This window comes from Rubripirellula obstinata, assembly GCF_001642955.1.
In the GTDB taxonomy this organism is placed as follows: Bacteria; Planctomycetota; Planctomycetia; order Pirellulales; family Pirellulaceae; genus Rubripirellula; species Rubripirellula obstinata.
Window position 1 is genome coordinate 1 of the sequence record NZ_LWSK01000038.1, and the last position, 12,231, is coordinate 12,231.

The 12,231-nt window shown below is 53.4% G+C and carries 10 protein-coding genes; 4 read left to right on the top strand and 6 right to left on the bottom strand.

What is annotated here, in order from left to right; genetic code table 11:
- The first annotated feature begins 693 nt into the window (after positions 1-693).
- Both RC85_RS11405 and polA read left to right on the top strand, forming a co-directional pair.
- Positions 694-1,641, top strand: coding sequence for a leucine-rich repeat domain-containing protein (locus RC85_RS11405; protein WP_068262622.1), 948 nt, complete (start codon positions 694-696; stop codon positions 1,639-1,641).
- Positions 1,638-4,451: a DNA polymerase I gene (polA, locus tag RC85_RS11410; RefSeq protein WP_084422576.1), complete on the top strand. Its 2,814-nt coding sequence runs from the start codon at positions 1,638-1,640 to the stop codon at positions 4,449-4,451. Before RC85_RS11405 ends, polA begins: the two co-directional genes overlap by 4 nt.
- Positions 4,452-4,472: 21 nt before the next feature.
- On the opposite strand, the gene RC85_RS11415 is transcribed toward polA, so the two are convergent.
- Positions 4,473-4,895, bottom strand: a complete 423-nt coding sequence (locus RC85_RS11415; RefSeq protein ID WP_068262625.1) for an RrF2 family transcriptional regulator — start codon at positions 4,893-4,895, stop codon at positions 4,473-4,475.
- Positions 4,896-5,384: 489 nt separating this feature from the next.
- Here RC85_RS11415 and RC85_RS11420 point away from each other — a divergent pair, with 489 nt between their 5' ends.
- Positions 5,385-6,434: an Lpg1974 family pore-forming outer membrane protein gene (locus RC85_RS11420; RefSeq protein WP_235033172.1), complete on the top strand. Its 1,050-nt coding sequence runs from the start codon at positions 5,385-5,387 to the stop codon at positions 6,432-6,434.
- Positions 6,435-6,516: 82 nt separating this feature from the next.
- Here the strand turns inward: RC85_RS11420 and RC85_RS11425 are convergent, their stop codons facing one another.
- The 5 genes from RC85_RS11425 to RC85_RS11445 form a co-directional block, all read right to left on the bottom strand.
- On the bottom strand, positions 6,517-6,810 hold the full coding sequence (locus tag RC85_RS11425) for a hypothetical protein (RefSeq protein WP_068262631.1): 294 nt from the start codon (positions 6,808-6,810) through the stop codon (positions 6,517-6,519).
- Positions 6,811-7,101: 291 nt separating this feature from the next.
- Complete coding sequence (locus RC85_RS11430; RefSeq protein WP_068262633.1) at positions 7,102-7,782, bottom strand: 4Fe-4S dicluster domain-containing protein; 681 nt, start codon at positions 7,780-7,782, stop codon at positions 7,102-7,104.
- 100 nt (positions 7,783-7,882) lie between these two features.
- A complete protein-coding gene (locus RC85_RS11435) occupies positions 7,883-8,674 on the bottom strand; it encodes a diheme cytochrome c precursor (protein WP_068262636.1) in 792 nt (263 codons plus the stop codon).
- On the bottom strand, positions 8,671-11,100 hold the full coding sequence (locus tag RC85_RS11440; RefSeq protein ID WP_084422577.1) for a molybdopterin-dependent oxidoreductase: 2,430 nt from the start codon (positions 11,098-11,100) through the stop codon (positions 8,671-8,673). Before RC85_RS11440 ends, RC85_RS11435 begins: the two co-directional genes overlap by 4 nt.
- Entirely contained in the window at positions 11,097-11,381 is a 285-nt protein-coding gene (locus RC85_RS11445) for a hypothetical protein (protein WP_235033173.1), read from the bottom strand. Before RC85_RS11445 ends, RC85_RS11440 begins: the two co-directional genes overlap by 4 nt.
- A gap of 134 nt (positions 11,382-11,515) precedes the next feature.
- On the opposite strand from RC85_RS11445, the gene RC85_RS11450 reads away from it, so the two are divergent.
- Positions 11,516-12,226, top strand: a complete 711-nt coding sequence (locus RC85_RS11450) for a cytochrome c3 family protein (RefSeq protein ID WP_068262643.1) — start codon at positions 11,516-11,518, stop codon at positions 12,224-12,226.
- The last annotated feature ends 5 nt before the right edge of the window (positions 12,227-12,231 follow it).

Sequence of the window (12,231 nt, forward strand, 5' to 3'; positions counted from 1 at the left end):
GCCGCGAAACCGAGCCAGAGAATTGATGCGGGGCAGCCATCCGGGTGCTCGCGCACCCGGCAGAGAGCTACCGGCCCTCCAGGCCTAACGCCCAGTAACGCAGACATCCGGGTGCTCGCGCACCCGGCAGGGGGCTGCCGGCCCTCCAGGCCTAACGCGCAGTAACGCAGCCATCCAGGTGCTCGCGCACCCGGCAGGGAGCTGCCGGCCCTCCAGGCCTAACGCGCAGTAACGCAGCCATCCGGGTGCTCGCGCACCCGGCAGGGGGCTGCCGGCCCTCCAGGCCTAACGCGCAGTAACGCAGCCATCCGGGTGCTCGCGCACCCGGCAGAGAGCTACCGGCCCTCCAGGCCTAACGCGCAGTAACGCAGCCATCCGGGTGCTCGCGCACCCGGCAGAGAGCTACCGGCCCTCCAGGCATAACGCGCAGTAACACAGCCATCCGGGTGCTCGCGCACCCGGCAGAGAGCTGCCGGCTCTCCGGGCCTAACGCGCAGTAACGTATTTTCCGGACCCAAAACTCTTCGCGGCGTTGGACTTAGCCCCGCAAGATCGTTACATCGAGAAGACCTCGGACACCATCCGAACGATTCAACAGGGAAGATGGCACTGGACTGGTGAGCAACGAACGTCAAACAGTGTAAAAACAACGCATCTCGCAAACTTCCAAACGCTCCGTCCACGATCAACGTCATGCCGCGACCTCAGCAAATTGCACTGCTAGCGATCTGTTTAGCCACTTTCCTAGGAGGCTGTTTTTCACAATCCGATACCGGGCCGACGTCGTACAGTTTACAAACCGACGCGACTGCACCGTTACAGATCGACCAAGTGATTGGAGCGGTCAAAACCGATGACGCTGGTCAATTAATCGAAGTCGATTATCGAAACGTTGCCGCCACCAACGACGACCTGAAACTGATTGCTGGGCAGCGATCGATCAAGGTCATCAAACTGAGCGGCAAGGATGGAAACAGCAAAGTCAATGACAAGGGTGTTGCGGCGCTGAGCGGTTTGCACAATTTGAAAGTGCTTGCACTCGACTTTCTTCCCGTCAGCTCCAACGGAATCGCGGCGATGAAAGCATCGACCGATCTGCGTGAATTGTTGCTCGCCAAGACCGACATTAGCGATCAAGCTTTGGCGACGATCGCGGGGTTTGAAAAGCTGACCAAACTTCGCATTGCGGGAACGGCGATCACGGACAATGGAATTGAAAAGCTTGCGGCGCTGTCCAACTTGAAATCGCTTGATGTCAGTGAATGCCAAGCACTCACCGATGATTCTGCCGCCACGTTTGCGAAACTTACAAACCTACAGCAATTAAACCTATGGCGAGTTCCGATCACCGACGCGGGTCTAAACGAGATTTCAAAACTCAAAAAACTTGAATCGTTGAACTTGGACAACACCAAGGTTACTGACGCTGGCTTGGCATCGATTGGCTCGATGACGAACTTGACGTTTCTGCATCTCGGTTCAACAACGATCACCGACGATGGACTCGTTAATTTGGAATCGCTGGTCAACTTGAAAGATCTGATCGTGACGCGAACCGGGGTGACTGAATCGGGTGTTAAGAAACTGCAATCCAAGCTGCCCGACACCAAGATTCAATTGCAATACGAAGGCGACCAATGAGCACGGCTGAGTTATTTCCTGAAACGCAAAAACTGTTTCTTCTTGATGGCATGGCGTTGTTTTATCGCGCCCACTTTGCGCTGATTCGCAGCCATCGCTACACCAGCGGTGGTCTGTGTACGTCGGGCGTATTCGGCATGACCAACGCCGTGCTGGATATCCTCGCCCGCGAAGATCCAACTCACATCGCCGTCGCCTTTGACACTCGCGAACCGACTCAGCGTCACATCGATTATCCGCAGTACAAGGCACAGCGGGACCAGATGCCCGAGGACATGCAGGCGCAGCAGCCCTTCATCGATCGGTTATTCACCGCGATGCAGATTCCGATCATCAAGATGCCCGGTTACGAAGCCGACGACATCATCGGAACGCTAGCGGTGCAGGCAGCCGACCAGGGATTCCGAACGCTGATGGTGACGCCGGATAAGGATTATCACCAACTGGTTCGTGACGAAGTGTTGATCTACAAACCTGGTCGCAAGGGTGGCGAAGTGGAATTGATCGGCGTTCCGGAGGTGTTGGCGAAGTGGGAAATCGAACGTGTTGATCAGGTGATCGATATTTTGGGCTTGATGGGCGACAGCAGCGATAACATTCCTGGCATTCCCGGTATCGGGCCCAAGACGGCACAAAAACTGATTGCAAAGTACGGGACGATCGAATCGCTGATCGAACATGCGACCGAACTGAAAGGGAAACAACGCGAGCGGGTTGAAGAGAACGTCGAACTGGCGCTGCTGTCCAAAAAACTGGTGACGATCCAGTTGGATGTTCCTCATGATTTGCCGATCGAATCCTTCAAGCGGCAAAAAAATGAAACGAAGGAACTGAAAGAATTGTTCATGGAGTTGGAGTTTGATTCGCTGGGCAAAAAGATGTTTGGCAAATCGTTCTCGTCCGCCACCAACCGAGCTCAGGTGATTCGCGAAAAACGGGAAACCGAAATTCAGGCGACGCTGTTCGATGATCCGGTCGATGAGAAAACGATTGACGACGTCAAGCACGACTACCAAACCGTAACGACGAACGAAGAACGCCAAACGCTGATCGACTTGCTGTTGAAACAAGATTCATTCTGTTTCGATACCGAAACTACTGGGCTGGATCCTCGTGTTGCATCGCCGCTAGGAATTTCGTTCGCGATCAAACCACACGAAGCGTTCTTTGTGGTGATTCCCGAAGATGCCGAACAGTGTGCCGCGATCCTGGATCAGTTTCGTCCGATTTTTGAATCGGAATCGATCAAGAAGATCGGCCACAATTTGAAGTACGACATGTCGTTATTGAAATGGCATGGGATCGATGTGCGTGGCGAATTGTTCGACACAATGTTGGCACATTCGATGAAGGAACCCGAGATGCGGCACGGGTTGGATTATTTATCAACGCTATATTTGAATTACAAGCCGATCGCGACGTCGGACTTGATTGGCCCCAAGCCCAAGACCGCCAAGGATCCGCCGCAGAAAAACATGCGTGATGTGCCGCTGGAAGATCTGGTCAACTACGCGTGCGAAGACGCCGACGTGACCCTGCAAGTCGCCCATGCACTGATTCCTGACATCGAAGAACGCGGCGTCAGCAAGGTTTGCTACGAAGTCGAATGCCCGCTGATTCCTGTCTTGGTCGATATGGAATTTGAAGGAATCCGCTTGGACACTGAAGCGCTCGCGGCATACTCGACCGTTCTAGAAAAGGAGATCGCAGACCTGCAGGCTCGGATTTTTTCAGCCGCGGGCCACGAATTTAACGTCGATTCACCAAAGCAACTTGGCATCGTGCTGTACGACGAATTGCAGCTTGAAGAGAACCCAAAGAAGACAGCGACGGGCCAGTATTCGACTCGTGAAGCCGAATTGGAACGGCTTGCGGGCAAACATCCGGTGATCGCTGATGTTTTGGATTACCGAAACGCACGGAAACTGAAATCAACCTACGTCGATCAATTGCCCCTGGCCGTCAACGAAAAAACAAAGCACGTTCACACTCATTACAGCCAATCTTGGACCGCGACCGGCCGAATGCAGTCGGCTGATCCGAACCTGCAAACGATTCCGGTTCGCAAACAACGTGGTCGCGAAATCCGCGCCGCCTTTGTCCCGCGTGATGATGACCATTTGATCTTGAGTGCTGATTATTCGCAGATTGAATTGCGAGTGATGGCGGAACTGAGCGGTGATCCAGGAATGATGGAAGCGTTCGCCAGCGGCGAAGACATTCACACGGTAACGGCAGCCAAGGTTTACAAAGTTGACGTCGACGAAGTGACTCGCGAAATGCGTGCGAAAGCGAAGACGGTTAACTTTGGAATCATCTACGGAATTTCGGCGTTCGGACTTCAACAACGGCTCAACATTCCGCGTGCGGAAGCGTCTGAATTAATCGCAAACTACTTTGAAAAGTATCCCGGTGTTCAGGACTACATTGACCGCACGATCGCGTTTGCCAAAGAACATGGCTACGTCGCGACTCAAACCGGGCGTCGGCGGTATTTGCGAGACATCAATTCGCGAAGTCGTGGCAGTGTTCAGGCTGCCGAGCGTTTGGCAATGAACAGTCCGATCCAGGGAACCGCTGCTGATATGTTAAAGCTGGCGATGATCCGAGTGCATGAAGCTTTAGCCGACGGAAACTTCAAAACCAAAATGGTGCTAACCGTTCACGATGAAATTGTCTTCGACATGTTGAAGTCCGAACAAGAAACCGTGATGCCAGTGATCGAGCAGGCAATGAAGAATACGCTGGACATGAAAGTTCCCATCGAAATCGAAATGGGCGTCGGCGAGAATTGGTTAGAAGCTCACTAGGACAAGGTTGCGTCGGGCACTTCAATGGCTTTCGCACAGCGGTACGATTGGGCTGGCCGATTCGACCAGGTCTTGAATCGTTACACCGGCAAACGCCTTTTCCGTTGCCTCGTATGCCTTGTCGAGTTCTGCGTGCAGCGGACAAAGGCTACTGTGCGTTTTGAGTCCTAGTGGACACTTCTTAATGCGAGCGATCGGTGCAACAGTGTTGATTACATCCAGTATCGTCACTTTGCTAGTCGCGTGACTCAGCTCATAGCCGCCACCGGGCCCCGGTCGCGATTTTACCATTCCAGCAGCACAGAGATCTTGCAGCACGCGTGTCAGGTAGCGACGCGGAACCTTGGTTTGCTCGGCGAGCAAGTTCGCTGAAACCGGCCGATCAATCTGACTTCCCATGCAAGCAACCGCACGGAGAGCGTATTCAGCGGTTTTGGAAAGCATTCGAGAAAACAGACCAGAAATTCAAGACAAGAAGCAGGACTAAATGAACACCTCACAAAATGCATGCTTGGGTGCAGAACTAAGTTTAGCCCTCAAGGCAAATTTGAGCAATTGCAAACCATTGATAGCGAATCGTAGGTGTGCACTGTGCAGATTTCCGAAATTTCTAATTGAACGTCAAAACCGATTCACCAATTCAGTTTTTCCAGAGCAGCAAATACCTCAGCTAATAATCTACATCTGTGAGTGCAGATAAAGCATTCTGTCGCCCACGATGGGCATCCATTCAGATAGATGGCCAGGGAGGGCCTTATGAACTGTTTCAGGATGATATTTGCGTTTGCTTTGGTCTCCGCGAGCCAAAACCTTTGTTTCTCACAGTCGTGCAATTGTGAATCGCCTTCCCAGTGGCACAACTGTCAGCCGAGAACTGATGTGCGATATGGCCCAACAACTTCCGTTTGGCAGGGTTACCGGGGCGGGCACACGATGCAGCCGGCAGTTCCCTATCAAGGCTACGCAAACTGTTCTGAACCGGAAGATGGCTACTCCACTTGGACGACGCCACCGACATCGGGCTCAGCCCCCATCTGTGCTGATCCAAGTGTCGTCGTCGGCGGCTACGGTTCTGTGATCGACAGTTCGCCAATCTTTACACTCGATACATTTGCCGATTCACTAGGTGGATTCTTTGGCGGAATCGATTTCCTTTGGATGCGAGCGAACTTTGACCAAAACGTCGCGATGATCGTTGACCCGCCGGTCGGAAACACGCTTGTTCCGTTTGACTATGACTATGAACTTTCGCCGCGAGCGTGGCTCGGTTGGCAGTCGTGCAGTGGAACTGGATTTCGTGCAACGTATTTTCGATTTGATCAATCTGCAAACACCGAAGCAGTCACCGCCGTGGCCGGAGCGACTCCGGTGTATCTGTTTGTTTACGGTGCCGGTGGAAACCTGTCCCGCAACGCCAACGCCAACGTCGGCCAGACACTCGTTTCCGATCATTCGTTAACCCTCAATTCGCTCGACTTCGAAGCGACTCAAGTTGTTCGCTGGAAACGCTCTCGCGCCCTGTTCGGACTGGGCGTTCGTATCGCCGACATGCACCAAACTTCTCGAGGCGATGTGTTTAACCCAGACGGATCGCTCGAAGAAACCGTTCGCAATGAATTGAAGTTCCAAGGTGCCGGGCCAACCGCATCCGCACAACTGACCCGTGGAATAGGATCGAGTCCGTTTGGAATCTTTGCAACGACACGTGGATCGTTGCTGGTCAGCGACACGGAACAGCGGATCTACGAAATGAAGGGAGCGTTCACGACTGAATTAGAAGACATCGCGATCCAGCGAGAAGTTCTTGGTAACGTCGAATTTGGAATCGGCGTTCAGTATGGCCAGTCCATCGGCCGCTCGGCTGGAATGTTCTTCCGAGCTGGCTACGAATGCCAACTTTGGCTCGACGCCGGCGGCCCCGTCGATTCCCACAGCACCATCGGCCTGGATGGAATCACCTTCGCAACGGGAGTTCAGTTCTGACGGACGATTTCAATCGAGAACAATCGGTCGAGCGATGATAAAAGCAATTTGTCTTGGAACGATTTGCCACGGTTTCGTTGCGTCATTCGTTTAGAACACTCGGTAACCGGTTGCGAATGATCTTGGTGGTGGGATCGCCGGGCATGATCGTGTCGCACCACATTTCGTTCTCGAACAGGTATCGAATTTGGATCGCGATCGCTTCTTTGGCGGCGAACGCATCGCGTGCTTCGGCGAGTGTGACGGTGGCATCGGTCCGAGTCGATTTCAGTTGCACATGCTTCACATCGGCCCCGTCTCGCAAATCGGCAAACAATTGCAGGACCTGATCGGAAGCCCATTCAGCTTGAAGAATTTCGGGAAGTTCGTCGTTCATGATGTTGCAAAAAAGAAGGTGACGCTGAGTCCCAAGAGGCAGGGGGACGCAGAGAAAAGTGACAGAGATTTCAATGCAAAGACGGATTCTTGAGATTTACTTCATGTTACCAATATCGCAAAACCTCTACGGCTTCGCGTCTATTGCGGCTCTGCGTCAACTTCTCTGCCCACCCACCCCGGGCCGTAAAGAGTTTTCTAACTGTTTAACCGTGTGGGCATCGCCCCGCGCGTCCACGCGGGGCGAAACGCGCGGGGCGATGCCCACGCGGTTAAACGATTTTGGAACCCTTCACGGCGTTCCACCCACCCCGGGCCTCTCAAACGCAGGCATCAGCAGGATCGCATTTTCAGGTGCTGGGCAAACGTAGCGGCAGACGCCACATCCGGTGCAAGTGTCTTCGATGATCGTTGGCTTGCCGTTGGCAACCACAATCGCACCATCGACTGGGCAACGTTCGCTGCAAACGGTACAAGTCGTTGAGTGGTGAGCAAGGCATAGATGCTCGGTCACTTTCGCCGTGCCCATGATCGGCGGAACAGAATCAACCAGCACTCTGGGTTCGCAGGATGCGATGCAGGGAAAGTCTTCGCACATCATGCACGCGGACGTATCGGCATCGATGATGGGCGTCCCCGCGACGTTGCCGAGTCGCTCGGGTGCTTTACGGATCGCGTCGTACGGACATGCCGTGATGCAGTCACCGCACCGAGTGCAGCCAGCAAGAAATTGTGACTCGGCGATCGCACCGGGAGGCCGATGGACGGGAATGGTTCGTGATGGATTCTGGGACAGGTCCGTCGTGCGAACTGGTTCAATCGAAATTCCCTGTATCGCTTTCGCCGGAGTCGCTTTGGTCGGTTCAGGCTTTGGGTAGCGTTTGACGAGCGGAACGATCTTCGAGCCACCGATCAGCTTCCAAAACCGCCCTTGAAGTAGGTCGCGGCGATTGATGGTTGGGCGATCGTTCACAGAACTAATTTATTTGGCAGAAAGATTGGAGGTAGAAAAATAGGGGACTGATTTTGAGCTGAAATGTTTCTACCTTCAATCTTTCTACCAAAAACTCGCATCAGCGACGCACCACATCCAGCGGCGGCAGCATGGGTACGATTTCGGCCTCGGGCATTTGATCGAGAGTCGCCGACGGCGCGTGGCACTGCGTGCAATTGGTTCGCCATGGATGGGTTGATTCCAAGCCAGCCCAACCGTTGGGGCCGCCGTGACAAGCGTTACAGTTTTCTCGCATCCACTGCGAATGCGGAATCGTTGGCGGAGCACCTTGAAAGGCTCGCTTGCCTTGCGTCGGTGCGGGCAGGCCGACAAAGCTAGTTTCGACACTCGCATCGACATCTTGAAACGGTACCGGTGCCATCGGAGCATGACACTGGACACAATTTCCCAGAAACTTGTGCGACATCACGCTAGCTTTCAAACCGGCCATCTGAACACCATTGGAATGGCACGCATAACAAGCCGCGTCGGTTGTGTTTTCGACCGGGTGAGGAATGATGGGTGGCGCGCCGTTGAACGAGCGGCGGGATGCTCGCAGCTTTCCCGATGCTTCCTTCTCTGCTTCGCTCGGTTCAATCTTTGTGTAAAGATCGTAATCCCCACCGGGCAAGGCTTGCGGTTTTGCTTGCCATGACTTTGTCGGGCCCATCGGTGTGCTGGAAATCTCTGAATAACTGACCGCGGGGATCAGCTTTACGTCATTGGCTGCCGCTTGAGACAAATCGCGATCGACCAATGATGACTCGTAAAACCCATCCGGCTGTGGGACGCCATCACCGATGCCGACGAAGTATCCGATCACGGCGACTGCGATCACCAGCGAAAGGAAAACGGTTGTCAATCGATTCATGACTTCACCTTAGCCGCAGCCTTCTTCACAACTCGGGCAGCACATTTTTTGTAGTCAGGCTGTTTTGAGATCGGACAATGTTCGTCCAAAGTGACGTCATTGATCAGCTTGGTTTCGTCAAAGAAGGGAACAAAGATCGAACCGCGCGGTGGACGTCCGCGACCGTCAATCCAAACGGGCAATTCACAAGAGCCACGGCGAGATTCAACGATGACCACTTCGCCCTGACGGATGTTCGCGGCCCTCGCATCTTCCATGTGCATTTCGACGTAACCAGTCGGCATCGCTCGATTGAGTGGTTCCAAGCGCCGCGTCATGGTGCCAGTGTGCCAATGCTCCAGCACTCGGCCCGTACATAGCCACATCGGATATTCATCGTCGGGAATTTCCGGTGGTGGTTCGTATTCGTGGAACCAAATCTGAGCTCGACCATCTTTGCTGGACGAGTGGTAGAAATCAAACTCTTCACCTTCCGCAACAAACGGATCGTCAAACCCTGAAAAACGAAAACGGGTTTCTCGCCATGAACCGTCTTCTTGTTCGACCACTGGCCAACGCAATCCGCGGGCTTTGACGTATTCATCATACGGAGCCAGATTCTTGTGCTTCATCGTTGTGAACTGTCGGTACTCTTCGAACAAATGTTTGTCGACATTGGTGTCGTAGTAGTTATCGAAGTTCCAAATTGGAATTTCCTTGCCCGCATCATCCTTGACCGCAAAGATAAATTCGCCGTCCTTGTCCTTCATTCCCTCGTAACCCATCTCGAACAACTTGTGCGCGATCGCGATCGTCATCCACGTGTCGTCACGAGCCTCGCCGGGTGGATCGACCATCTTGAACCATTGCTGCGTCCGACGTTCGCTGTTGCCATAGACACCGTTTTTTTCAACCCACATTGCGGCCGGCAAAATCAAATCGGCCAATTCGGTGGTCGCCGTTGGATACACCTCGCTAACAATTAAGAACTTGTCATCAAGCGGTTCCTTGTCGTTGAACAGTTTGTTTAGGTTTGGCAGTGTTTGCCCGGGGTTGGTCACTTGAACAAACATCGTCGTGATGTCACCACCATCCGATGTTGGCTTGGTGAACTGATCAAACATTTTCACCGTGTGATATCCAGGCACCGCGTTCACGCTGCCTTCGCGGACGTTCCAGAATTCTTCTGATTGCTTGCGGTGTTCTGGCTTGGCGACGATTCGACCACCGGGCAACGCGTGCGCCAAAGTGCCGACTTCGCGAACGGTACCGCATGCCGACGGTTGACCGGTCAAGCTGGTCGGCGCATCACCTGGTTTCCCAAAGTGACCTGACAACAAGTGGACGCCGTGGACCAGCGTGTTAACAGCCGTGCCCATCGTGTGCTGGTTCATTCCCATGCACCACAACGACGTGATGCGAATGTCAGGATTGGCGAACAGATCGGCCAGCATGCGAAGATCGTCTACCGAAATTCCGGAAAGCTCTTCTACGTGTTCCGGTGTGTACTTGGCGATTCGTTTTCGGAATTCATCTTCGCTAATCGCTTCACCAAACAAAGACTTGCCGCTTTCGGGATGAGCACGAAAGTTGCAATGCTGTTCGACGAACGATCGATCGTAATTGCCGTTTTCGATCAGCAAGTGCATGATCCCCAACGCGATCGGAACGTCGCCGTGAGGTTTCATTTCCAGATAAACATTCGCAGCGTCGGTGGTTCGTGTTCGACGCGTTCCAATGTCGATCAAGCGAACATTTTCGCCACGCGATCGACGATCGGTCACACGAGAAAACAAAACTGGGTGCATTTCCGCTGGATTGTTGCCCCAAGTAATGACCACATCGCACTCGTCCAAATCGTCGTAACACCCGGCCGGTTCATCGACGCCGTAGGTCCCCAAGAATCCGGTCACCGCGGATGCCATGCACAAGCGAGCGTTGGGGTCGATATGGTTGTTGCCCAGCCCGCCCTTCATGAATTTCTGAGCCGCGTAGCCTTCAGGAATCGTCCATTGACCGCTGCCATAAATCGCAAACGTTTCCGGCGAATCGTAGATCCGCTTGGCAACGATCTCGATCGCTTCGTCCCATTCAATTTCCGTTAACTTGCCATCTTTGCGAAGCAAAGGTTTGGTCAGGCGATCTTTGCCGTAAAGAATTCCGCCGACGTGATAACCTTTGACGCACAGAAGGCCTTTGTTGACGTCCGCCGCCTTGTCGCCCGCGATTGCGACGACGCGACCATCCTCGACACCGACTTGGACATGGCAACCCGTACCGCAAAACCGGCATGGTGCTTTGTTCCAGGACAGCCCATCACCATCGGGCAAATCAGCGACACCTTGATCGGCGTAAACGACGGGAAGCGACGCATTGCTCGCGACCATCGAACTGGCCGCTGCCATCGCGGTGGACTTCAAAAAAGTTCGACGCTTAGAGTCCATCATGATTGATCCCTGGTTCGATCGTTCTTGCCGTTTGTTTTTTCGTCGTCAGGGTTGCTACCTATGGGTAGTTCACCATCGAACGCGACCATGGCGACAGCCAAGTCGGTAACGCCAGGCAACTGTTGTAACGTGTTCCATATCTGTTGGTCGCGACGTTTCGTTGCTGAATCGATCATGATCGCTAACTTGCTGCCAGCAGCATCACCCAATTCAATCTCCGGAATGTCCCCAATCGCCTTGATCGTATCCGAGTGTTCCATCACGGAAGATCGAAAAGTCACGACAAGACCGCTGATTGGCACCGAGATACATTCCGAAAAAGAAGTTGTGTTGATCAAAACAGGTGTATCGCTAACCCGCACCTGAATGTATACATTAAACGTCGTCAGTGAAACCTCTCTTTGGAACAGAATTCATGCCACGGATCGCTAACCTGATTTTCGCGGGAATCTTGTGCGTGATTGCTTCCATGATTGTCGCAGCCGTCTTGCAATCAGGCTTTAGAGCGGATTCGCACACCGGGCGTGCCGATGCGTCTCAGTTTATTCAGGAGGGCATCGAGACCCAACGCAATCTTAGGCTTGCAGCGGAGGGAACGGAGTCTCAAGAAACCCCTTTTCCCGTTATCGTTCGCAAGCCGATTGGGCCGCCGCGAATTGAACTGGCCGGTACCGACCCGCAAGGCCGCACCGGCAGTGTCGCTTGTTCGACTTGCCACAGCGTCCGTAAGCCGAACCTTGAAAACAAAACTGTTGCAACGCTGGATGAATTTCACCAGGGCATGGAATTCAGCCACGGCAAAGTCGCGTGCTATGCATGTCACAATCCAAAAGATTCCGACTCGCTACGTTTAGCCGATGGAACATCCGTCGCCTATCAAGATGTGATGACGATGTGTGCCCAATGCCATAGCAAGCAAGCTGAATCCTTTGCCAATGGGGCTCATGGCGGGATGAACGGACACTGGGATTTGAGTCGCGGCCCGCAGATGAAAAACAACTGCATCGATTGCCATGATCCGCATGCACCGAGCTATCCCAAGATGATCGTCGGCTTCAAACCCAAAGACCGCTTTAACGCACCCGTCGAAGATCACCATGACGAAAAGTTGGAGGTAAAAAAATGAGGAAC

Coding starts and splice junctions, on each gene's coding strand:
- RC85_RS11405 (WP_068262622.1), top strand. CDS start 694: ATGCCGCGACCTCAGCAAATTGCACTGCTAGCGATCTGTTTAGCCACT.
- polA (WP_084422576.1), top strand. CDS start 1,638: ATGAGCACGGCTGAGTTATTTCCTGAAACGCAAAAACTGTTTCTTCTT.
- RC85_RS11415 (WP_068262625.1), bottom strand. CDS start 4,895: ATGCTTTCCAAAACCGCTGAATACGCTCTCCGTGCGGTTGCTTGCATG.
- RC85_RS11420 (WP_235033172.1), top strand. CDS start 5,385: ATGCAGCCGGCAGTTCCCTATCAAGGCTACGCAAACTGTTCTGAACCG.
- RC85_RS11425 (WP_068262631.1), bottom strand. CDS start 6,810: ATGAACGACGAACTTCCCGAAATTCTTCAAGCTGAATGGGCTTCCGAT.
- RC85_RS11435 (WP_068262636.1), bottom strand. CDS start 8,674: ATGAATCGATTGACAACCGTTTTCCTTTCGCTGGTGATCGCAGTCGCC.
- RC85_RS11440 (WP_084422577.1), bottom strand. CDS start 11,100: ATGATGGACTCTAAGCGTCGAACTTTTTTGAAGTCCACCGCGATGGCA.
- RC85_RS11450 (WP_068262643.1), top strand. CDS start 11,516: ATGCCACGGATCGCTAACCTGATTTTCGCGGGAATCTTGTGCGTGATT.